At 51.3% G+C, this 22,597-nt stretch carries 18 protein-coding genes; 5 read left to right on the top strand and 13 right to left on the bottom strand.

Going from position 1 to position 22,597, the window contains the following annotated elements:
• Positions 1–108: 108 nt before the first annotated feature.
• From ACO6UX_RS18625 to dksA, 5 genes are all read right to left on the bottom strand, one after another.
• The gene (locus ACO6UX_RS18625; protein WP_422449875.1) at positions 109–2,937 is read right to left on the bottom strand and encodes a hypothetical protein; all 2,829 of its coding nucleotides are present in this window, start codon (positions 2,935–2,937) and stop codon (positions 109–111) included.
• Between the two features lie 175 nt (positions 2,938–3,112).
• Positions 3,113–3,760, bottom strand: coding sequence for an alpha-ketoglutarate-dependent dioxygenase AlkB family protein (locus tag ACO6UX_RS18620; protein ID WP_422449874.1), 648 nt, complete (start codon positions 3,758–3,760; stop codon positions 3,113–3,115).
• Between the two features lie 101 nt (positions 3,761–3,861).
• Positions 3,862–4,617, bottom strand: a complete 756-nt coding sequence (locus ACO6UX_RS18615) for a hypothetical protein (protein ID WP_422449873.1) — start codon at positions 4,615–4,617, stop codon at positions 3,862–3,864.
• 207 nt (positions 4,618–4,824) lie between these two features.
• A complete protein-coding gene (gluQRS, locus tag ACO6UX_RS18610; RefSeq protein WP_422449872.1) occupies positions 4,825–5,730 on the bottom strand; it encodes a tRNA glutamyl-Q(34) synthetase GluQRS in 906 nt (301 codons plus the stop codon).
• A gap of 275 nt (positions 5,731–6,005) precedes the next feature.
• On the bottom strand, positions 6,006–6,449 hold the full coding sequence (gene dksA, locus ACO6UX_RS18605) for an RNA polymerase-binding protein DksA (RefSeq protein WP_422449871.1): 444 nt from the start codon (positions 6,447–6,449) through the stop codon (positions 6,006–6,008).
• A 457-nt stretch (positions 6,450–6,906) separates the two neighbouring features.
• Here dksA and sfsA point away from each other — a divergent pair, with 457 nt between their 5' ends.
• On the top strand, positions 6,907–7,632 hold the full coding sequence (gene sfsA, locus ACO6UX_RS18600; protein ID WP_422449870.1) for a DNA/RNA nuclease SfsA: 726 nt from the start codon (positions 6,907–6,909) through the stop codon (positions 7,630–7,632).
• A gap of 195 nt (positions 7,633–7,827) precedes the next feature.
• On the opposite strand, the gene ACO6UX_RS18595 is transcribed toward sfsA, so the two are convergent.
• The 5 genes from ACO6UX_RS18595 to ACO6UX_RS18575 all read right to left on the bottom strand — a co-directional run bounded on the left by ACO6UX_RS18595 (position 7,828) and on the right by ACO6UX_RS18575 (position 13,386).
• Positions 7,828–9,033, bottom strand: a complete 1,206-nt coding sequence (locus ACO6UX_RS18595) for an ankyrin repeat domain-containing protein (RefSeq protein WP_422449869.1) — start codon at positions 9,031–9,033, stop codon at positions 7,828–7,830.
• A 27-nt stretch (positions 9,034–9,060) separates the two neighbouring features.
• Entirely contained in the window at positions 9,061–9,282 is a 222-nt protein-coding gene (locus tag ACO6UX_RS18590; protein WP_422449868.1) for a hypothetical protein, read from the bottom strand.
• A gap of 255 nt (positions 9,283–9,537) precedes the next feature.
• Complete coding sequence (locus ACO6UX_RS18585) at positions 9,538–10,716, bottom strand: ankyrin repeat domain-containing protein (protein WP_422449867.1); 1,179 nt, start codon at positions 10,714–10,716, stop codon at positions 9,538–9,540.
• 22 nt (positions 10,717–10,738) lie between these two features.
• Positions 10,739–12,034: an NAD-dependent dihydropyrimidine dehydrogenase subunit PreA gene (preA, locus tag ACO6UX_RS18580; RefSeq protein ID WP_422449866.1), complete on the bottom strand. Its 1,296-nt coding sequence runs from the start codon at positions 12,032–12,034 to the stop codon at positions 10,739–10,741.
• Positions 12,034–13,386: an NAD(P)-dependent oxidoreductase gene (locus ACO6UX_RS18575; RefSeq protein WP_422449865.1), complete on the bottom strand. Its 1,353-nt coding sequence runs from the start codon at positions 13,384–13,386 to the stop codon at positions 12,034–12,036. The genes preA and ACO6UX_RS18575 overlap by 1 nt, the downstream gene beginning before the upstream one ends.
• Positions 13,387–13,720: 334 nt before the next feature.
• On the opposite strand from ACO6UX_RS18575, the gene ACO6UX_RS18570 reads away from it, so the two are divergent.
• Entirely contained in the window at positions 13,721–14,329 is a 609-nt protein-coding gene (locus ACO6UX_RS18570; protein WP_422449864.1) for a trimeric intracellular cation channel family protein, read from the top strand.
• Positions 14,330–14,434: 105 nt separating this feature from the next.
• On the opposite strand, the gene ACO6UX_RS18565 is transcribed toward ACO6UX_RS18570, so the two are convergent.
• Together ACO6UX_RS18565 and queG are read right to left on the bottom strand one after the other, a co-directional pair.
• The gene (locus tag ACO6UX_RS18565; protein WP_422449863.1) at positions 14,435–15,190 is read right to left on the bottom strand and encodes a hypothetical protein; all 756 of its coding nucleotides are present in this window, start codon (positions 15,188–15,190) and stop codon (positions 14,435–14,437) included.
• A 341-nt stretch (positions 15,191–15,531) separates the two neighbouring features.
• Positions 15,532–16,629 carry a tRNA epoxyqueuosine(34) reductase QueG gene (queG, locus tag ACO6UX_RS18560; RefSeq protein ID WP_422449862.1) on the bottom strand — a complete coding sequence of 366 codons (1,098 nt, stop codon included), beginning with the start codon at positions 16,627–16,629 and terminating at the stop codon, positions 15,532–15,534.
• A 153-nt stretch (positions 16,630–16,782) separates the two neighbouring features.
• Between queG and ACO6UX_RS18555 the strand changes: the two genes are divergently transcribed.
• The 3 genes from ACO6UX_RS18555 to ACO6UX_RS18545 are packed head-to-tail and all read left to right on the top strand — an operon-like array spanning position 16,783 to position 20,323.
• Positions 16,783–18,327, top strand: coding sequence for an NAD(P)H-hydrate dehydratase (locus ACO6UX_RS18555; RefSeq protein WP_422449861.1), 1,545 nt, complete (start codon positions 16,783–16,785; stop codon positions 18,325–18,327).
• 32 nt (positions 18,328–18,359) lie between these two features.
• Positions 18,360–18,857, top strand: coding sequence for a tRNA (adenosine(37)-N6)-threonylcarbamoyltransferase complex ATPase subunit type 1 TsaE (gene tsaE, locus ACO6UX_RS18550; protein WP_422449860.1), 498 nt, complete (start codon positions 18,360–18,362; stop codon positions 18,855–18,857).
• Positions 18,854–20,323 (top strand): N-acetylmuramoyl-L-alanine amidase, encoded by a 1,470-nt coding sequence (locus ACO6UX_RS18545; protein ID WP_422449859.1) that lies wholly within the window; start codon positions 18,854–18,856, stop codon positions 20,321–20,323. Before tsaE ends, ACO6UX_RS18545 begins: the two co-directional genes overlap by 4 nt.
• 308 nt (positions 20,324–20,631) lie before the next feature.
• Here the strand turns inward: ACO6UX_RS18545 and ACO6UX_RS18540 are convergent, their stop codons facing one another.
• Positions 20,632–22,593 carry a WD40 repeat domain-containing protein gene (locus ACO6UX_RS18540; protein ID WP_422449858.1) on the bottom strand — a complete coding sequence of 654 codons (1,962 nt, stop codon included), beginning with the start codon at positions 22,591–22,593 and terminating at the stop codon, positions 20,632–20,634.
• Positions 22,594–22,597 lie beyond the last annotated feature (4 nt).

Genomic DNA, 22,597 nt, shown 5'->3' with positions numbered 1-22,597 from the left:
GTAACGAAGCACGACTGCATGGATGCAGGAGCTAGAGCAACGCAGGAGCAGTTGCCGGGAGTGCCGGCACAAGGAGTCAGAAATATATGATTTCATATGGTTAGCTACTTATGCACGCTCATGCTCGAAGAGGGCTGAAAATTCCTGTGACTGTTGATGGAAGGGGATTTGTTCCATATTTTCGACAGGTGAATCCAGCGTGTCAGGTTCATCTATCGACCCACGCCCCATTGCCCGGATATCGGCAAACGTTTTATCCATGGTGGCCTGATGCGTTGCTTTTAAATGAGCCTGCAGCTCCCGCCTCTGGCCAAAATTTGTACGGCAGACAAGGCAGAATGTCTTATGAAGGTAAAAACCCTTCACTTTTTTATTATCCAGAGGAATAAAATTATTCTTCTTATTGGTTGCCAGGGCATTGAGGTGTTTATTAAATGATTCAATATCGTGGTAGATCACCTGACATGGAATAGCCGCCAGTGTCTTGGGCGTTGCAAACTTCAGAGTGCCTGGTGTAAACAGAGACTTGACCAACTGTGGCTTGTCCTGCAAATAGTTAATGGCAGCCTCTGCCTGTTTCGGGTTTTTAGCAAACCACTCAAGGATTTCAGTCGTGCTCATCTTGTATAGCGGTTTGTCAGTATCATGTTTATGATGTTTATAAAGTTGACTCAACACTCTATCGTATTTTCGTTGCCCGGCAGGTTTTGGTGAAAGTCGCTGACGTTTTTTGACTGTTTCAGGGACAATAAATTTTTTATTTAATACTTCGTTAACTAGCTCGCGATGGAGCCTGTCAATCATACAAGCCGGACGGTGTTTTTTCTTACACTGGCTTTCATCGTTGAGCGTGTGCTCATAGCGAGACACTTTAGCGAAAGAACCGGAAGGGGAGGCTTTCTTACGATCACCAGAGAGTTGTGTGTGCTTTCTCTTATTTCGGTTTGGTGTCTGTGTTGCAGGCAGTGCTGTCTGCTTATCTTTCTCAGGTACGATGGTGCCTTTTATAGAGTAGTTTTTTGAATAACAGGCCCCAATGTTTTTAATAATATTTTGTTTCAGCATAAATTCTCTGTTTTTGTTCTCTCTTTTGGTAACTCTCTGCTTCAAACCATTCCGACATTCGCAGAGATAACGGGTCGCTTCGCAAATGGTACACTCTGAGCAGCGGCAAGTAATAAATTTGCTTTGTTGTTCCAGCAGCTTTTCGTGCTCATGGGCCAACATGTCTTCAGGCCCTGAATCTTCAGTCAGTGTTAAATCACGCAATAGGTCTGGAATGGCTGTACTTTGCGCGTAGGCAGGGCTCATTTGCCAATACCGTTGCTCAGCAGTGGGTAATTTTTTAAAGGCAGCAAGTACCTGGTCCAGCTGTGCAGCAGTTGCTTTAAAGGGAACAGGAACGCCAATTTGTTGTTCAACGGCCAGTTTTTGCACCTTAAGGTAATTAATGTATTCTTTGCGTTTTTTATAATAGGCCTCTCCGTAGCTGATGTTGCCCAGACTATCCTTTCTGGCTGCAAATCCCTGCTCTTTGAATTGCTTCTTAATCAACTCTGCCTTCTTTTTTTTAATCTGCCTGGTGGTATTTGTAATGGCATCAGTGAACCGTTGCCTGGCTTTCAGTTGCCTTTGTTCTTGCTGGTATGCCTTGAATTCTTCTGTTCCTAAAAAAAGTTTTTGATGACAGGGGTTGGCATAAAATTGAGACAGTGTTTCTTTTATTCCAGGAATAGGCGGTAATGTCTTCCAGTCAGGCATTTTAATGGGGTTTACTAACTGATTAGTGGTGCTATCGAAGTATCTTCCGTTGGCTATTTCTTCTAGTGTTCCTCTAGTCAGAAAACCCTTTAATTTATATTTCATCAGGTAGTCATAAATGCTGTCCAGATAAAGCGAAGCAATGGTGATCTTGGGGATTACCTTGGACTCGACAGTTTTGCAAGCCTGATCTTGCTTGTCCGGATCCTGCCACTGTGAATACAGGGGAGCCAGTTGTTCTTCCTTATTGTTAAAAGCTCTACTGATCAGCAATTTTAATGTTTCATTCTTATGGCCCTGCCATAACGGTGGATTGGTTACCAGCAGAAAAGCAAAAGCGCCAATATCGTAAGTCGATGAGATGCCTTTTTCCAGCTCCCGCTGAATGACATTGTCAAATTGTGCTTTTCGACTACCACCTTTACGTTCTATGGTATTGTCGGATATCGCCTTGGTAAAGGAAATAAGCAGATGGCTAACTCTATTCACGGTGCATAGATTTTTAGTCATTAAGGCGTCGAACCAGATGTCTTTGATCAGCCGGAAAAAGGCCAGATACCCTAACGGTGATGGGGTCTTACTGTAGCCTCCATAGTCGTTGAAACAAACTTCTGATGTCGAACCGAAGTTAAACACCATATCGCCTTTTACTACCAGTTCTGGCCAGTGAGTTTTGATATATTCAGCTTGCTTTACGAGCGGAGGAGGCCATCCCCCAACGATGGTTTTAATTTTATCTCTATCGGGCCACAGGGAGGCGTAGTGTTGGTCAAGATTGTTTTTGGCCTGATTTTTTAACATATCCGAATATTTTCTCAACTCATCCGCCAGACGGATTTTACCCTGTACGCCTGATGTCTGTTTAATGGCTTCACTGAGTTGGTGATAGAGAGGGGAAGCATCAGTGCCAGACTCTGAAGACAGAAAGTGGGATATGGCGTTATAGCTGGGGGTGGTGTTTCTTTCTCGCAATGTTTTCTCTGCGGCCTCAATTTCCTGTTGTGAAAATCCCCGAACCTTCAATTCCTGCAGTTCCAATGAACTTATCAAGGTCTCTCGTGAGTGAAAAGTACCAGTTGCTGGCGCAGGGTTCTCCGGTGAGCCCGTGACAGGCATTAGCCAGAAACTTGGATCCTGAGGGTTTTCGGTTAAATAAGTCTGGGACGTATTAGCCATTTTGGTAAACCTTTTTGCAAACTGAATGTGTAACTAACCAGCTGAAACAATTAATTAAATTCTTTTTATTAAATATTTTTACTGTTGCTCTTTGATTATTGCAGTGGAAATAAGTTCACTTTCAATGTTGGAGTAAGATTGAGGCTAAGGTCTGGCTTTTCCGGTGATTACCTTTCTATCCATTTTTTGCCCATTGTTCGTCGGGGAAGCGTGTAATCACACGACGAAAGGTCAAGTTGATCCTCGGCTCTACTGGTCTTGCTGTTTTTGTCAGGCAGTGCTGCCAGTATTTTTGGGTAGTTCCGGCCATTAACAATAGGGAGCCTGAGGTCAGGTCAAAAGTGTAAGGCTGGATGTCTTTTCGGTATTTGTGGCGCAGCCGGAATCGCCGTGTCGCGCCCAGATTGAATGAGGCAATCACCGGGTTTTCGCCTAATTCCGGCTCATCGTCACTGTGCCAGCCATTGCTGTCCTGTCCACTGCGATAAAGGTTGATTAATACCGAGTTAAAGTGATGGCAACAGATTGTTTCGACCCGTTGTTTAATGGCGGTTACGGTCTGACTCCATGGCTGTGGAGAAAGCGCCAGACCTGAATATTGATAGTGTGCATCAGGATCCCCCATCCAAATCTGGAGTCTGGGCACCGGCAGGGTTTTACCGTAAATGGTTATCTGATCCTGCTGCCAGGGCAGTGTGGAGTGCAGCTCTGAGTACAACTGCCAGCCTGTGGGTTCGGGGATGATCTGCGGCCATAAAAGCAGGCGGGCATCGGCAGGGGTGTATATTTCCGGAGGTGTTGTAACGGCGCTGAATGTATTCAATGTTCGGGCTCCTGACAACTTACTTGATGAGCACCAGTGATCGTCTCAGGTCTGCCGGTGTAAGAGGGTTTGTGCCAACAGAGCCTGAGACTTTTGCAGGTTTACAGTCCAGGCGCATCGTAAGTGACCCAGTAAATCATTTCACCGGGGCAATCGCTACCCAGAACATCGACCATAATATTATCAATTTTTAATTTGCCTATCTGTTCCAGCCACTGGTCATCATCCAGCTTTTGTTCCAGTAACCAGCTGGGTACGGATTGGCTGTCCGAGTTGTACCATGCCACCGGGAAACGCATGCCTTTGGGGAGGCGGCTGCGTTTTACACTTAATGAGGCATCACAACGAACCACCAGGCTGTCCGCCACCTGCTGACGTTTACGGAGATATTTACTGGACTCTTTGGCAAATTTTTCTACGTAGGGACTCAACAGCTCTTCCTGTCGGCTTTCCAGACAGTAGTCGTAGGCGCGGCTGACTTTACTGTTCTCAAAGCCCATGATGCCACAGGCTTCGGTAACGCGGCTTTTTACATCCTGGCTGAGTTCTGTATACCAGGGGGCATTGGGTCCGAGCACCCTTTGAGCTTCCAGTGTGGCAACAAAGATCAGGTTTTCATCCGGTGTAAAGCAGGATGATACACCTTGTGTGTGAATGGGGGACTTCATCGTTATAGACGGTTCTTGACGTATAAGCTGTTCCCGGGTTCGTCTCGCGGCATCACAGAAGTCAGGGTTGTCTGCCGCAGACCTGCTGGAAGTACCACTCAAAGAGGAAAAAGTCAGGGTATTTGCCGTCAGGTTTACGGCGAAAAATGAAAGAGCAGCAACCAGAGCTGTTTTAAAGACTATCGACATATTCGCTCCTTGAACACATCTTTTTGTTGTGGCCCATTCCCAGGTGGCTGAAAGCCTCTGGATAGGATTTATTCAACCATATATAACATGTTCGACAAGATAGCGGTAGGTTTGCCCTGGGGCTGTTGACGTTTCGTTGCCAGTCTTTCGGGTATATGGCGACTTCCTGGCTCAGACTGCCCGTTTCGCTGGAATTGCCACGAAACGTCAGCGGTCGTCCAGAGAGTTCTGTAAAATCTCTTTTTTTCCCGCCATGTTGCTCATGGTCCAGTTTTTTATTCCCCAGGACAGGATCTCTTCAACAGAGTTCATCAACAGGTCTGGCTCTGGTTTCAGGCCAAATGCCGACAGTGCCTTGATCATCAGTGGACGGGGGTTGTCCAATGGTATGGCGGGCGCATGGTTTTGCTTGCTGAGTTTATTTCCGGGGTTCCGGGTAATCACCGGAACATGGGCATAGACCGGGTGCGGATACTGTAACTGGCTTTGCAGATAGAGCTGTCTCGGGGTGGAATCCAGAATGTCTACCCCCCTGACAATATGGGTAACCCCCTGAAAGTGATCATCAACGCAAACGGCCAGTTGGTAGGCGTATAGCCCATCCTTGCGCTTGAGAATAAAATCACCAAGGGCGCTTAAATCAAACCGCTGATCGCCCTGAATACGATCCTGAAATTGCATGATATCGTCATGGCACAACAGCCTGAGGCTATGGGGCTGGTTTGGGATTCCACGGTGATTGCGACAGTAACCGGGGTACACACCGTTCAAACCGGCCAGTTTTTTGCGGGTGCAGGTACATGGGTAAAGTCTCTCGGTACGGAGCAGAGTGTCCAGGGCCTGGTCATAGGCTTCGCTGCGATCACTCTGAAACAGCACGCTGTCATCCCAATGCAGGCCATAAACGTCCAGCGCCTTGAGAATCAGGTCGGCCGCTTTGGGCTGTTCTCTTGGCGGGTCAATGTCTTCCATGCGCACGAGCCATTTTCCCTGATGGACCTGAGCATCCAGATAACTGGCCAGTGCCGCAACCAGAGAGCCAAAGTGCAGAGGGCCAGAAGGAGACGGCGCAAATCGTCCAACGTAGGAGGGGGTGCTCAGTGTGTCGCCCATAGGAAGTGATGATCAATCAGGCAAGTGGTCTTGAGTGAGTGCCGTCAGGATTTGTTCCGGAATAACTTCATCATTTTACGCAGTCGGGGAAAAGGTCGCTGACTGCTGACCGCCACCCGCTGTCCGCAAAAGCACAAAAGGTTCCGGCTTTTCGGGTAGCGTCTGTAGAAATGTCGAAGTGATTTCAGGACAGTTCCTTAACTATAAAGAACCGGTCGACAATGAATCAGCCCATTGCACTAACGTACCACAGCCTGATTCATCATCCGGGTACATCAGTTACCCAGCTGTCTTTCCTTGATCTCGGCCAGTGTCTTACAGTCGATACACAACGTAGCAGTGGGGCGGGCTTCCAGGCGACGAATGCCGATTTCTACGCCACAGCTGTCGCAGAAACCGTAATCGTCTTCTTCGATCCGGGACAGCGTATCGTTGATTTTCTTGATCAGCTTACGCTCACGGTCACGGGTTCTCAGTTCAAGGCTGAACTCTTCTTCCTGACTGGCGCGGTCTGCCGGATCAGGGAAGTTCGCGGCCTCATCCTGCATATGATTCACTGTACGATCCACTTCTTCCATCAGCTCCTGCTTCCAGTCTTGCAGGATCCTGGTGAAGTGAGCGATCTGTTGCTCGTTCATGTATTCTTCCCCATCCTTTTCCTGGTAGGGGGTATACGATTTGAGCAGATTGCCTGTATCCGCGTTTTTCTGTGCTGACATGATTACAGCCTCACCACCTTCTATTCATGAGCCAGGGGATCTCTCAAATGAGCAAGAATCCTGGATCTCTCCATTTAGAGGCGCTCGCGTTCTGCCTTGAAAGCAGCCTCTGCGATCCCTCTGTTACTGCCGGAAAACCGGCTCCCTGAAAGCCAAGGTCAACACCACGGGTGCCTGGCGAGAACAAAAACTCCTGGCACTTGCCTCTTGCCTTCCTTAAAGAAGCGGAGAAACTACCAAAACCCATGGCAAGACGCCATAAAAAAATGTCATCCGCTTTCTGACATTGACCAAAACCTGCACTCAGGTCAACTGATAATATTCTCCGAATCTGCTGCCCAATGGATTCAGAGAGCCTGTCAGTCCTGTAGGGTCAGGTATGATGAATCGGCATCTTAGGATTCTATTTTAGAATTTCAATAAGTAAATTAATGAAATTAAGTAATGAGCGCCCCTGATGAAATATGACAATCGCCTGTCTGAGGCCCGCCTGCTAAAAAGATACAAACGGTTCATGGCCGATGTTGAGCTGGCTGATGGCTCACAGATTACCCTGCATTGCCCGAATACCGGCTCCATGAAAAACTGCCTCTACCCGGGGTATCGGGTATGGTATTCCGACTCTGGAAATCCCCGGCGTAAATACCCCTGTACCTGGGAACAGGCGGAAATTCCGGTGGCGTTTAACGGCGAAGAACGCCTCACTCTGGCAGGGCTGAATACCGGACGAGCCAATGCCCTGGTTGAGGAGCTTCTGCGTTCTGGCCAGGTGTCAGAACTGTCCGGCTACCAGAGTGTCCGCCGTGAAGTTCGTTATGGTGAAGAAAAGAGCCGCATTGATCTGCTGCTGCAACAGGAGGGCCTGCCCGACTGTTATGTGGAAGTCAAAAGTGTCACGCTGGCAATGGGGAATGGCCTCGGCCTGTTCCCGGATGCCGTCACCAGCCGGGGCACCAAACATCTGCGGGAACTCACCCAGATGGTTGCTGATGGCCATCGATCCGTGTTGTTTTTCTGCGTTCAGCATACCGGTATTGACCATGTGGCGGCGGCACAGGCGATTGACCCGGTTTATGCAGAAGAACTGCAAAAGGCGGTTGCCGCTGGCGTAGAAGTGATGGCCTGGGGGGCAGACATGTCGCCGGATAACATTACCCTGGTCAGGCAGTTGCCGGTTGGATAACAAACATAATGCCCTGGTTCTGTTCGGTGCCCTACGGCCCCCGTGAGAACGAAGATGTGAGTTGTAGCACCGGACAATATGAATCATGGTACTGGAATTTTTGTCGCTGCCTTTTAGCTGTGGAGGCGTTCAGGAAAACGGCAGGAATCGGAGATATGGCACACCTATGGCCTGCCAGGGCAGCTCCGGCTCGCTCTACCGTGACAGCGGCAGGTAGATGTACTGCGTTACCGAATAAGGCAGCGGCAGCGAATTGACCGCCTGCTTCATTGGCCGCTTGTTGCGATCCAGGTGTTTGATCAGTCGGCCCCGGATGCTGCTCCGGCAGCGGGATTTGAGAGACGGAAAACGAGGGGCAGAAATGAAATTCTGGATGAGGTTTTTGGTAGCTGGTCCTGCATATTGCCAGGCGGCCTGTCCATTCTGCTCCTTGAGGTTCGGGTCAGCCCCGTTGACCAGAAGGGTCTCAACAATAGCATCGCGAGCATCGCAATAATAGCCACTGACTGCCAGGTGCAGCGGGGTGTTCTTGTGTCTTCCTGGGATGTTCGGGTCAGCTCCGCTGGCCAGCAGGGTCTCGACAATAGCAAGGTGACCATTGGCCGCTGCCCAGTGCAGCGGAGTGTAGAGATCGTGGTTGCCACCTCCAAGAATATTCGGATCAGCCCCTTTGGCCAGTGCCATCTCAACTTGATCCTTCCATCCATGATCCGAAAATTTCAGTAACAGGCAGTTCCAGTCCAGCTGATGGGTTGTTAGGGGTAACAGGATTTTAAATACATCAAGACGACCAAAAGTAACTGCGCATTGCAAGGCTGTCAACTCACCCATGCGCTTGAGGTTCGGGTCAGCCCCAGAGGCCAGCAGGGTCTCGACAATAGCATGGTGACCAGCGGCAGCTGCATCGTGCAACGGGGTAGCATTGCTATATCTGAGAATGTTCGGCTTAGCTCCGCTGGCCAGCAGGATCTTGACAATAGCAAGGCGACCATTGGCAGCTGCATCGTGCAGCGGAGTGTAGTTGTCAACTCCGGGCATGTTCGGGTCAGCCCCTTTGGCCAGTGCCATCTTAACTTGATCCTCCCATCCATGACGGGAAAATTTCTGTAACAGGCTGTTCCAGTCCAGCTGATGGGTTACAGGTAACAGGGTTTTGTATACATCGAGATGACCAGCGTCAACTGCAGATTGTAAGGCTGTCAACCCACTCATGCGCTTGAGGTTCGGGTCAGCCCCATAGGCCAGCAGGATCTTGACAATAGCATGGTGACCAAAGTGAGCTGCATGGTGCAGCGGGGTGTAACCGAAATATCCGAGAATGTTCGGATTAGCCCCTGAGTCCAGAAGGGTTTCGACCTTGGCAAGGTCACCATCAGCAGCTGCTTCAGCCAGAGTGTTCATAATGTGACGTACTCCCTCAATAGAAATTCAGATTTGATCCGTCGATAGGTTACCTTCCTGACCCTTGCTATTCGGGTGCTGCGTCCATTTTAGACAGGATTTGCCGGTTTGCTGTCTGACCATGGTAATACAGTTATCCACAGCACAGGTGAACTGGCAGGGGTTACCCACAACACAGGCCTGCCTGATCACATCAAACTGCCTGCTGGTGCCATCAGGAAAACGACAAAAACCGGGGATATGATGCACCCAGAAGGCTGCACGAGAATATCGCCCATCCAAGCGACCCCGTCGCGGGGACGGCAGAAAATTAAGGGTAAAAATTCGGTTTTGTGAGGTGAATATCCTAAGGCACAAGTAGCGGGACTATTTGCCGAACAAAAGCGGATTTTTAGACCAATTTATTGCAACCGCACGACTGCATGGATGCAGGAGCCAGAGCAACGCAGGAGCAGTTGCCGTGTAGGGCATCCGGACAGCCTCCCGGAGCAGCTCCGGCTCGCCCTACAGTGACAGCAGGCGATCGACATACTGCATTGTTGGAGGATTAAGCGGCAGAAACCTGACCGCCTCCTTCATTGGTAATCCGTTGTCGGGCAGACACTTGACCAGCCGCCCCCGGATGCTGGCCCGGCAGTAGAATTGGAGAGAGTGAGGTTCAGCCATGAAATTCTGGATTGTTTCTTTTATGGCTTCTGTCATTGCACATTGACACGCTGTCCGTCCATTCCAGTCTTTGAATTTCGGGTCAGCCCCGTTCACCAGCAGAGTCTTGACAATATCATGGTGACCGTCCTCAGCTGCCCTGTGCAGCAGGGTTTTGTGGTAAAAATCGGGAATATTCGGGTCAGCCCCGTTGACCAGTGCAACCTCAACTTGATCTTTCCATCCTTCATAGACAAGTTTCGGTAACAGGCTGTTCCAGTCCGGCTGATGGGTTACAGGTAACAGGGTTCTGTATACATCCGGGTAATCACTGTTAAGTCCAGATGTCAAGGCTTTCCGTCCAGTCCCGTCCTTTAGGTTCGGGTCAGCCCCTCTGTCCAGCAGAGTCTTGACCATAGGATGATGACCAATGGCCGCTGCCCGGTGCAGCGGGGTGTATTGACCACTATCGGGAATATTTGGGTTAGCCCCGTTGTCCAGCAGGGTCTCAACAATAGCATGGTGGCCAGCCGTAGTTGCTCCTCCCAAAGGTGTATCACCATCACTGTCCCGGATATTCGGGTTAGCCCCCCTGGCCAGTGCCGCCTCAACTTGATCCTTCCACCCTGAACGGGAAAATACCTGTAGCAGGCTGTTCCAATCCGGCTGATGAGTTTTAGGTAGCAGTTTATCGTACACATCGCGATGACGGTTACTCGCTGCACATTGCAAAGGTGTCCATCCATTGACGTCCTTGAGGTCCGCGTCAGCCCCAATGGCCAGCAGGGGCTCGACCATAGCATGGTGACCTTCGAGAGCGGCAAAATGCAAGGCTGTCCTTCCACTAATGTCCTTGAGGTTTGGGTCAGCCCCGTAGGTCAGCAGGGTCTTGGCAATAACATGGTGACCAGCGTTAACTGCCCGGTGCAGCGGGGTTTCATTGTTATTTCCGGGAATATCCGGGTCAGCCCCCTTGTCCAGCAGGGTCTTGACCATGGCATAGTCACCACAGACAACTGCATATTCCAGTGAATTCATGACATACTCCGGCACTGAAAAATCAGGTTTGCTCCGTCGATAGGTTACCTTCCTGACCCCGGTTATTCGGATGCTGCGTCCAGTTCAGGTAAGGTTTGCCGGTTTGCTGCCTGACCATGGATATACAGTTATCCACCGGACAGGTGATCTGGCAGAGGTTACACCCCACGCAAGCCTCCTCGATCACCTCATACCGGTGCCGGGTTGAATTTTTTACCGGTGTCATGGCGATGGCCTGGTGGGCAGCATCTTCACAGGCGGCATAGCATCGGCCGCATTGGATACAGCTGTCCTGATCAATGTGGGCAATGGTCTTGTAATTCAGGTCCAGGTATTTCCAGTCGGTCAGATTGGGGATGGCAGCGCCTTGAAAGCTGTCCAGGGTCGGATAGTGTTTGCGGTCCATCCACCGGGACAGGCCATCAATCATATCCTGTACAATTTTAAAACCGTTCAGCATGGCGGCGGTACAAACCTGAACGGTGCCCGCCCCTAACGCCATAAATTCGGCTGCGTCCCGCCAGGTACTGATACCGCCAATGGCCGAGATGGGCAGTCCGGCGGTGTCCGGGCTGCGGGCAATCTGCCCGACCATATTCAGGGCGATGGGTTTCACCGCTTCGCCACAATAACCGCCACTGGTGAACTTATCGTTGACGGCGTGGTATCCCACCATCCGGTCCAGATCAATACCGGTAATGGAGTTGATGGTATTGATTAGCGATACGGCATCGGCACCACCGGCCTGAGCCGCTTCAGCAGCCACCACGATATTAGTGATATTGGGGGTGAGTTTAACGACAACGGGCAGGTTGCTGTGTTGCTTGCACCAGCGGGTAACCATTTCAATATAGTCCGGCACCTGACCGACCGCTGAGCCCATTCCCCGTTCCGGCATGCCGTGGGGACAGCCGAAATTCAGTTCAACACCATCGCACCCGGTCTCCTCTACCTGGCTGAGGATGGCCTGCCAGCTTTCTTCTTTGCAGGGTACCATCAGCGAGACCAGCAGTGCCCGGTCTGGCCAGTCTTTTTTGGTTTGGCGTATCTCGTCCAGATTCACTTGCAGCGGGCGGTCGGTGATCAGTTCAATATTGTTAAACCCGATCACGTCACCACGGGTATTCCTGTGGCAGGAATAACGGGAACAGACATTGACCGGTGCCGGGTCTTCACCCAGGGTTTTCCAGACTGCACCGCCCCAGCCAGCCTCAAATGCCCGATAGACATTGTAGGCTTTGTCCGTCGGTGGCGCAGAAGCCAGCCAGAACGGGTTGGGGGAGCGAATACCGAGGAAATTACTGGTTAAATCAGCCATTATCTTTCCCTCCGTTGCAGGTATTGATCAATGGCCCGGGCCGCCCGTTTTCCATGCTCAACCGCATGGACAGTCAGGTCTTCACCTTTATCAATGCAGTCACCACCGGCCCAGACGTTAACCAGTGACGTACGAAAGTGGTCGTCCGTTACTATGCGGTTGCCTTTTATCGCAGGGCTGTCACTGGTATTGGCAAAGGCATCCACCAGCAAATGCTGGCCAATGGCTTTGTAGAGTGTGTCTACCGGCAAGGTGGTCAGCTCTCCCGTGCCCTGTAATTGGCCGCTGGTATCCAGCACGGTTTTTTCCAGCTGGATGGCGGTGATGCAGCCATCTTCTGTCTGCAGGGCTGAAGGCTGAACCCAGGTGAGGATGCGAACACCATTGTCCCGGGCAAACGCCTGTTCATGACCGGTGGCTGACATCTGTTCAGGGCCACGACGATAGGCAATGGTGACATCCTCTGCGCCCAGCCGTTTGCATTGGCAGGCAATATCAATAGCGGTGTTGCCCCCGCCAATAACCACTATACGTCGGCCAACAGGCAATTGGCTCAGATCATGGCACTGACGAAGGGAGGATATGGCCGGGAGAGCATCCTCAACGCCTTCTGCTGCTTCACCCGGAAGGCCTAATAAGTGGCAACCGCCCAACCCGAGCCCGAGAAACACCCCGTCAAACTGTGCTCGCAATTGATCCAGGCTGAGATTCTGACCAAGCCGACAGCCATACTCCGGACAGATACCGCCAATTTCCAAAATGAAGTCCACTTCCTGGCGGGCATAGCTATCCACCAGTTTGTAGTAGGCGATGCCGAACTCATTGAGGCCTCCGGGCTTCTCCCGGGCATCAAACAGGGTAATGGTGTGACCTTGTCTGGCCAAGGCATGTGCACAGGACAGTCCTGCCGGGCCGGCACCCACAACGGCGATGGTTTTTCCTGTTTCCGGCAGACGGGTAAATGGATGGTCAGCTGACTGGCGGTTATCGATGGCATAACGCTGCAGCAGGCCGATTTTCACCGGCAGGCACTCTGGTTCATGATTTCTGACGCAGGCCTGCTCGCAGAGAACCTCGGTTGGACAGACCCGGGCACAGCTTCCTCCCAGAATATTGGCATCCAGAATGGCCTGTGCAGCACCGTCGATATTGTCAGTGGCGATACGATTGATAAAAGAGGGAATGTTGATACCGGTAGGACAGGCCGGGATACAGGGTGCCGCTTCGCAGTAAAGGCATCGGCTGGCTTCAATATGAGCCTGGTAATCACTGAGGGGAGGCTTGATGTCGGCAAAGTTGCGGCGGTACTCTTCTGCTGGCAGCCTGCCATTGTGAATATCGGGTTTATTCATGGCGGTTAATCCTCATCAGGAGTAACGAAGACTAGTACATCGTTTCAAAGAGTTTGATGTATACAATCTCCGTTCACCCTGAGCGCCCTTCGGCTCGGCTCAGGATGCACGGACGAAGGGTGTTTGGCACGATCTATCGGAGGCAGGAGTTTGCGCCCTTCGACAAGCTCAGGACGAACGGAGTCCGAAGACATTTGATAACGACACCCATCAAGCTCATTGAAACCAGGAGCCTGTCGGTATTCGGAAAGAATGCCGGTATATGACTATATCTGGCCGTGGAAGACGAATTTATAATCTATAATCCAATGACCTTTTCTCCGTAGATTCGTTGATGCTGCTCTATATTCTCGACCTTTTTGGTACTGTGGTTTTTGCGATTAGTGGTGTCTGGCTGGCCTGCCGTAAAGACATGGACCTCTTTGGCGCAATGGTACTCGCCTTCGTGACTGCCGTTGGGGGCGGAACTATTCGAGACGTTTTGCTCTCCTCTACGCCCGTATTCTGGATACAGGATACGCTCTACCTGCTGGTTATTCTGGCTACGACGCTGTTTGCCATCCTGGTTCGCCAGTGGCATGAGCGCAGCAAGTGGATTCTTCAGGTCTCTGATGCCCTGGGGCTGGCGGTCTTTGTGGTCATCGGCTTGACCAAGTCGTTGTCATTTGGTGTGGAGCCAATGGTCGCTGTGATGATGGGGGTATTGACTGGCTGTGGTGGGGGTGCCATCCGGGATATGCTGGCCGGGGAGATTCCCATGGTATTGAGACAGGAGATCTATGCATCTGCTGCCATGGCGGGAGGCGCGGTGTTCATATTGCTGGAGCCATTGCTCCAAAACATAAACCACACGTCAATTATTGCGGCTGCTGTTGTCCTTATTCTCAGGCTGATGGCAGTGTATAAGGGATTGTCTCTGCCGAGGTTTGGGTTGCCTGTGTAGGAATGGTCCTGAAATAACTTCAATATTCCTACAGACGCTTCCCGCTTCCCGCAAAAGCCGGAACCGCTTGCGCTTTTGCGGGTAGCGGGCGGCGACCCCCAGATATCAGAACCCCCAATATTTCCTGACGATTTCAAGATAATTGGGCCAGTCTTTTTCCAGATACCCCTTCAGAAAATCCACTCTTTGCTCTGCTTTGTTCAGCAATTTTTTCGGGTGTCTTATGTAGGTGGGCTGGTCTTCATCCTGAAAAGCGTCATACTCTTCAAGGCCCAGCGTTTTGTGACAGTCCATGATGAACTGGCCATTGAGATTATTGGTCTGGTCTACTTCAACACAGCCGGAACGGACAATATTCAGGTAGGACATGGCGATTTTCTTTTCAGTATCTTCCGGACCAAAGTAAAACTTGTAGTTGGGGAGGTAGGCATAAATTTCAACGTCATCGTGGGTTCCAAGAACCTTATTCCTGTGATCCTCCCGATAAAATGACACTTTATCTTTGGCTATTTTTACTCGATGGTATGCCCCTTCGCGTATGTCAAAAGCTGGCAGATCTTTGGTTTTCACGGGAAAGAGTAAGCCATTAAGGTAATCTCCGGGGGATGCTTCGATGTTCAGCGCTCTCTGTGTGGCTTTTTCTATCCAGAGATTCCACTTTCTGGCCATATCATGAACTCTGACCGGCAGGTACTCGGCATCTTGGGGGTCTTCTGCGGTAGCGGTGCGGGCAAGCGTAGACATCAGGCTGCCATAGCCAAATATCCAGACCGTGTCATTCCCACCGTCGGCTGCAAGAGTCAGGTTGCTGGTCATCAGGGATAACAGTAGCGTAAAAAAAATAGGTTTAGTCGATTTCATGATTATAATCTGCCTTGTTAGTTATTGTTCCAAGAGACTTTTTCCTGATTCAAGTCAAAAATAAAGTCGCCATGATTACTGTCCCAAGATTAGTTGATCGACGGGACAGATCACTAACAAGCCCGTTAGATTCAGTAACGGGAATTGGCCGTCTTGATTCACCTGTGGACAATCTGCATCAGCACCTGGGAGGCTGTCCGAGAATAGCGCCCGTAGCGAGGACGACAGAAAATTGAGGATAAAAAATCGGTTTTGTGAGGTGAATAGCGGGGCTATTTGCCAAACAAAAGCGAATTTTTAGACCAATTTGCTGTCGCCGCACGACTGCATGGATGCAGGAGCTAGAGCAACGCAGGAGCAGTTGCCGCGTAGGGCAGTCTATTCTCGGACAGCCTCCTGGCATCGTGTTGCTTGAGAGCCCAGAGGACATGCTCCTGAACCAGCTCTGATGGATAATCCAGACGACTTTTCAGAGCGGCAATAATGGCGTCACTGCCCGGGGCATTGCCCAGTGCCACGGCGATATTACGCAACCAGCTTTCATAACCTGCCCTGCGAATAGGCGAGCCAGCGGTTCGTTCCAGAAACTGTTCTTCACTCCAGAGGAAAAGATCGACCAGATCACTGTCATCCAGATGGTGACGCGGTTGAAAGTCCGGCTCCCGGGTTGGCTTGGCAAAACGGTTCCAGGGGCAGGCCAGCTGGCAGTCATCACAGCCATAGATGCGATTGCCCATCAGAGGGCGCAGCTCTTCAGGAATGGGGCCCTTGTTTTCGATGGTCAGGTAAGAGATACAGCGGCGGGCATCCACCTTGTAGGGAGCCACAATGGCCCGGGTTGGGCACTTGTCCATACAGGAGGTACAGCGTCCACAGTGATTATTTTCGTAAGGCCTATCCACAGGCAGCGGGAGGTTGGTGAACAGTTCACCAAGAAAGAAAAAGGAGCCAGCCTGACGGTTCAGTATCAGTGAATGCTTGCCCATCCAGCCCAGTCCGGCCTGTTGCGCCAATGGACGTTCCATCACTGGCGCACTGTCCACAAAGGCGCGATAGCCATGATCTCCAACGGCAGCTTCAATCTGCCTGCCCAGCTGGGTGAGCCGTTTGCGGATCAACTTATGGTAGTCCCGGCCCAGGGCATAGCGGGAAACATAGGCTTTTTCCGGTTCGTTGAGCAGTTTCACGGTTTCAGTATCCGCTGGCAGGTAATCCATACGGGCAGAAATCACCCTTAATGCGCCGGGATGCAGTTGCTCCGGGTGTGCCCGCAACTCACCGTGCTGGGCCATATAAGCCATATCGCCGTGATACCCTTTCGCCAGCCAGGCTGCCAGATGCTTAAGATCATCTTCCGGTATTTTGGCTTCGGTAATGCCGATCTCCTGAAAGCCAAGTTCTCTGGCCCAGATACGAATTTTCCCAACGAGTTTTTCCATAGCCGGTGCTGGCGATGAGTCCGTCAATGTGGTTAAAGTGGGTGGTGAAGATAACGGTTCAGGCACTGAATTGGATTAACTCTCTTGGCATAGATTGTTTGGCACAGTTTGAATGCAAAATACAATCTCTATTGTATCATCGCGGGCACGCTTATGAATAAGAGCTTACCAGAGTCTCTCTATACTGCCGATCAGGTTCGACAACTGGATCATGTGGCCATCCACCAGCACGGCATCCCGGGTTTTGAGCTGATGACCAGGGCGGCCAGCACCGTGCTGTCCACGATTGTCCACTACTGGCCAGAAGCCGGAACCCTGCTGGTGTTGTGTGGGGCAGGCAACAACGGTGGCGATGGCTATATGGTCGCCAAACTGGCCAAAGAGCAGGGGCTGAGGGTTTCGGTACTGGCGGTGAAAAATCCAGCGGAGCTTAACGGCGATGCCCTCACGGCCTGGCAGGCCTGCGCTGATGCTGGCGTGGTGATTCGACCTTACGACAGCACCCAGTCCCTGTGTGCGGATGTGGTTGTGGATGCCATGCTCGGTACCGGGCTTTGTGGTGAAGTACGGGGTGACTATCAGGATGCCATCAAACGGCTGAATCATCTTGAACGTCCGGTGTGTGCTGTGGATATCCCGTCCGGCCTTTGTGCTGATACTGGAGTTCCGCTGGGAGTGGCGGTCAAGGCCAGGGTTACCGTCTCTTTTATTGGCCTGAAACAGGGGCTGATGACAGGGTTGGGACCAGAATACTGTGGCGAGCTGGTCTTTAATGACCTGGGCGTGCCTGAACGGGTCTATCAAACCGTTCCTGCTGACTGTCAACGAATTGCTCCGGAACAGTTTCGCGGCTGGCTGTCACCGAGAAGCCGTGCCGCCCATAAAGGTGATTTTGGGCATGTGCTGCTTATCGGGGGTAACCACGGGATGCCGGGGGCGATCATGATGGCCGCTGAGTCCGCCCTTCATTGCGGTGCTGGCCGTGTCACGGTGGTTACCCGCAAGCGACACCTTGCGGCGCTGGCTGTGCGTTGCCCTGAGGTGATGGGGGTATCGGTAAAGCGCGGGGCCGGCCTGGGTTCTCTGGCTGAAGGAAAGAATGTCATGGTTATTGGCCCGGGTTTGGGCCGCGATGACTGGGGGCTGCAGCTGCTCAAGGATACCCTGGCGGCAGAGTGCCCGATGGTGCTGGATGCTGATGCCCTGAACCTGTTATCGGATCATCCACAATTGCTAAATGGACGAAAGTCCCCGATTATTTTCACCCCTCATCCTGGTGAGCTGGCGCGTTTATCGGGTTTGGATATTCCAACGATTCAGAACAATCGATTTGCAGCGCTGGTAGACAGTCATCGACAATTAACGGTTCTTACTGGCGAGGGTGCAGCACACCGGCAGCCAGAGATTGCCCTGCTACTGAAAGGGGCGGGAACGCTGCTGTTTGATGGCCAGAGCACCGCGCTGTGCTCTGAGGGCAACCCGGGCATGGCGGTGGCCGGTATGGGGGATGTGCTCAGTGGCGTTATTGGCGCACTGCTGGCCCAGGGGCTGACACCTTTCAGGGCGGCCCAAATGGCGGCCTGGCTGCATGCATCTGCTGCCGATGAGGTGGTTGCCGGTCAGGGTGAAACCGGCTTAAGGGCAACGGAGTTGATTCCGGTTATTCGACAACGATTGAATTTTATTATTGGTCATTAAGGGTCAGGCAACTGGCTGTGATGGAAAGGCTTATGCAAGGCAGATACGAACTGCTGATAAAAAATGAAGATGCCATGGTGGCGCTGGGGGGGCATCTGGCAGAAGCCCTGGGGGACCGGGGCATTGTTTTTCTGCATGGTGATCTTGGCGCGGGTAAAACCACGTTCTGCCGGGGTGTCCTTCGGCATCTTGGCCATCAGGGCGCGGTAAAAAGCCCGACCTATACACTGGTGGAGCCTTACGAGGTCAATAACCATAAGGTTTACCACTTTGATCTTTATCGCCTTGCCGACCCTGAGGAGTTGGAATTTATTGGTGGTCGGGATTATTTCAGCGAAGCGGCGCTGTGCCTGGTTGAGTGGCCAACCCGCGGACAGGGGGAGCTGCCAGAGGCTGATCTGGACATTACCTTTGCCTATCACTCGTTTGACCAGAGTGAGCTGCCCGGCAGGAAAGCAAGGATTGTCGCAGTGACTGAAAAAGGGAAGCGTGCGCTGGAAACCATAAGAGCACTTCAGGGGGGCGGATGAGTCAGAGAACAGGGATTGTTCGCCGGGTTCTGGCCAGGCTTTCGAGAAGACAACGCACAGCGACACCTACCCGAAAAAGAGCCACCTCTGGCACTGAGGTTGAACCGGTATTTTCCGGTGGCAGGCGTCGTTTTGTCAGGCAGCTGGGTATTCTGGCCGTGGGGCTTGCAGCCCTGAAGGTTCAGGTAGCTGAAGCGGTCTATAAGCTGATTAAAAATGTCAGACTCTGGCGGTCGCCGGATAAAACACGACTGGTGTTCGATGTTTCCGATGCGGTTGAACACCATAAATTCCACCTGAGCAACCCCAGCCGACTGGTTATTGATGTTGACGGTGCCCGGCTCAGTGGCTCATTCAATAGCCTGCTGCTGAAAGATACGCCGATTCAAAAGATCCGCCATGGTGCCCGTAATAAAAATGACCTGCGTATCGTTCTGGATCTCAGTGAAAAGGTGTCCAGCGAAAGTTTTCTGCTGAAACCCAATGCGACCTATGGCCACCGCCTGGTGGTTGATCTGTTTGATGATAAGAGCAGAAAACCACAGCCAGTGGTCCGGCAGAAGCCCGCTGGTCATCGGGATATTATCGTGGCGATAGATGCTGGCCACGGCGGTGAAGACCCCGGGGCCATTGCCTACGGCGGTGGTTATGAGAAACAGGTAACCCTGGCGATAGCCAAAGAGCTGGCCACCCTGCTGTCTAAAGAGAAGGGGTTTCGGCCGGTGCTGGTGCGCACGGGTGATTATTATATAGACCTCCGCCGTCGTACCCAGATTGCCCGGGACAACAAGGCCGATCTGTTCATCTCCATCCATGCGGATGGCTTTAAGGATCGTCGTGCCAAAGGGGCGTCGGTTTATGCCCTTTCACGCCGAGGTGCCACATCGGAAACGGCTCGCTGGCTGGCCCAGAAAGAGAACGCATCAGACCAGATTGGCGGAGAAGGCGGTATATCCCTGGGGGATAAGGATGATGTTCTGGCCGGGGTTCTGCTGGACCTGTCCATGACCTCAACCCTGTCCTCCAGCCTGGAAGTGGGCAATAAAGTTCTGGCGAATATGGGTGGGATTAACCAGCTGCATAAAAAACAGGTGGAACAGGCCGGCTTTGTGGTGCTGAAGTCTCCGGATATTCCATCCATCCTGATAGAGACCGGGTTTATCACCAATCCTGAAGAGGCCAGAAAACTAAAGAGCCGCAGTCACCAGAAGGCGATGGCGAAAGCCATTTTCAATGGTACGAAAAGCTGGTTCTACAAAAAGCCACCACCGGACACACTGGTTGCCAAGTGGAAACAGGAGGGCACCCTTAACACCCGGCCATCACGGTATGTGATTAAACCCGGGGATACGCTGTCAGAGATTGCCAATCGGTTTGAAATCAGCATGAATGACCTGAGGCGTGCTAACCGGCTATCCAGTGCCAATACTATTCGTGTGGGGCAGGTGCTGCAGATTCCTGATTAAGCCGTGGTGTAAGTAGTTAACCAAATGAAATCATATATTTCTGACTAAGTTGTCAGTCACTCCCGGCAACTGCTCCTGCGTTGCTCTATCTCCTGCATCCATGCAGTCGTGCGGCGTTGCAACTCCGGTCACATAGCTACGGCTATGCTCCCTACGTTGCGCCTTGCATAGCAACTGCCCACCTAGCCAGAAATATCCGATTCCATTTGGCCAACTACTTATGCGGCAATACCGATGATGTTTTTCAGGCATAAAAAAACAGAGAGCTGCGTGCAAAAAAGCCAGCGCAGCCCTTTGGCACTGACTGCTTATACTTGTTTCTCCGGGTTGATCTGCCAGATGCTGGCGCTGTTGTCACCACAGGTCAACAGCATTCGTCCCGAGGGGCTGAAACTGCCTGAAGAGAAGGTTGTACCATGGTTTCTTTTTGCCTTTTGGCACCAATTGCCATCACGGTCGTAGCCGAAGATTTTAAAGTCTCCGTCCTGTTCCTCGTCGCCAGCCAATATCTGGAGCATTGTGTGACTGTGGACAGGTTCATCGGTCAATGGGTCACAGACAGCATTGTCCACAACGCCTCTCTCGGTCCATGAGCCGTTATTATCACACCCCCAAAAGATAATGGTATTCAGAGAAAAAAAACCACCACCGCCGTAAAGCCGGAGCAACTGCTCCGAAGCGCTGAATATGGCTTTATTGACTTTGAAACCGTTGTTGACCGATGCAGGACGGTTAATCCTGGTTTTGGCAAACGAATTACCCTCGCTGTCAAAACTCCAGAGCCTGGCTATGAGCCCATCACGGCCACCATGAGTGGTCAGAACATAGCGTCCTGATGGGCTGATGCTTGCCTCATCAATTTTCTCTTCTGAATGGATTTTTTTAAATTGGCAACGGCCTTCGTTGCTAACATGCACGACATGAACATCATTATCCTCCCTGATCATAATACAGTTGGATGCCGGGTCATCGCTGAAACAGGCTTGCCGCGACAAATAATAAGTATTTTTATGTGAAATTACCCATTGGCCCGAACGGTTATAGTTCAGGATTTGGACAACGCCATTATCAGAATTGTGAGTCAGGAAGATGTCTTCTGATGCACTGAATTGCGTAGCCGTAAGTGACGGCTGATCAGTAATTTCTTTCTTTTGAACATAGCGGCCCTGGTCATTCACACTCCATAGTCTGATTTTATGGTCTATGGTGTGGATCATCAGATGCCGTGCTGAGTTACTGAATTTGACATCATGAATTGTCATGTTGAGGGATCCCAACTCTTGCCACTTGTCGTCTACAGGGCCAATGATTGTCAGTGTGTTTTCATCTGAACCCACCGTTTTGGTGAGGATAACAGCACAATCTCCAGTCGGACTGAAGGTAGCATTCACGTCCATGTCGCTGGTCGGATATGAATATTGGCATCTGACCTGGCCGTCGTAGTCAATGCTCATAATTTCAGCACCACGTTTGAAAGTGATCAGTAGATCATTACCGGAAGGACTGAATTGAAAAGACAAATTCTCAAACCCATTGTTCATGTATCCCGGTATCCAGCCTCTATCGCCATGGCGAACGCAGATCATCAATGCATCAAGGCCGTTATGGTCACTGCTGGTGATGGCCAGTGCCCGCTCTATGGGGGAAAATTGAACATTCTTAATCCTGCCGATATTGTGGGTCTCAAACTGTTCCAGCCAGTTGGTCCCACTGTCAAAGCTCCAGACTTTGCACACCCCTTCTGCTGCTGCCATCGCATAGTGCCCGGAAGTGCTGAAGATGGCGGTTTTATCTGGTTTGACCCCTAGTACAACGTCCTCCCGCCAGTCACCATTGTCATCACAACTCCAGCCGCGGACTACATGGAAGTCCTGGAACAGGACATGGCGTTCCGAGGGGCTGAACATCGCTTTTATGTTCTGACCATCAAAAAAATGAGCAACCCCTTTTCGCTCAAGTTTAAACTCGCGGCATTCAATCATCTGACGTATCTCCTCAGAGAATACCGGTTGGTGAGTGATGAGTGGATCGTTCTGCCTGGTTTCAGCTTTATCAGGTCTGGTATACAGGTATTTAAAAGGCCAGTTTTCCTTAATGTCACGGGAGGTAACCGCCGACAGATGGATCTGCCCACACTCTTTTTGCAACTCCTGAATTTCACCACAGCTCAGATGAGTAGAGATATCACCGAGTTTGTTCAAAGGTATCCCGGAAAAATGCAATGAATGAGCGGAAGTTTCAGAGTTAGCCTTATCGGTACTTGGACTCATTACA

This window comes from Endozoicomonas sp. ALB091 (assembly GCF_049310265.1).
GTDB lineage: Bacteria > Pseudomonadota > Gammaproteobacteria > Pseudomonadales > Endozoicomonadaceae > Endozoicomonas.
This window is presented reverse-complemented; position numbering and strand designations above follow the sequence as displayed.